Source organism: Rhizobium sp. CF142, assembly GCF_000281145.1.
Taxonomy (GTDB): Bacteria; Pseudomonadota; Alphaproteobacteria; order Rhizobiales; family Rhizobiaceae; genus Rhizobium.
This window is the reverse complement of the sequence record NZ_AJWE01000079.1, coordinates 1-436: the sequence shown is the minus strand read 5'-3', so window position 1 is coordinate 436 and position 436 is coordinate 1. Positions and strand designations below refer to the sequence as shown.

1 pseudogene is annotated in these 436 nt (G+C 50.2%); it reads right to left on the bottom strand.

Annotated elements, in window-relative coordinates:
* Nucleotides 1–131: pseudogene (locus tag PMI11_RS36495) on the bottom strand (flagellin); the annotation flags it as partial.
* Nucleotides 132–436 lie beyond the last annotated feature (305 nt).

Genomic DNA, 436 nt, shown 5'->3' with positions numbered 1-436 from the left:
GCGTTGTCGGAAGCCTTGCCGATGCGGAAACCGGAGGAAACATGGTCCTGGGTCTTCTGCAGGCCCTGGTTGATGCCGCGCAGCGTCTGGAGAGCTGCCATTGCTGCGTTATTGGTGTTGATGCTCGTCATAGTTTTCTTGCCCCTTTTGGCAGATTTGAAGAAGGGACATTCCGGATTTGGGCCGGCCCACAGCGATCAGCTTCATGCCTGTTAACCATTCTCGTTAGGGTTAACTCGCCGTTTCGATGGGCCTAGAAAACAGCAAGATGGTTAAAGAAAACTAAATTCCAAACTGAAATTTCGTAAAAATATCTGATACTTAGGAACGTTTTCATTAACCGAATATTAAAACATTCGAGGCCGGGGGTTACCCGGCCTCGAAGCTTTCGGAGATGTGGCTGGCCCGCTCTTAGCGGAAGAGCGACAGGATGTTC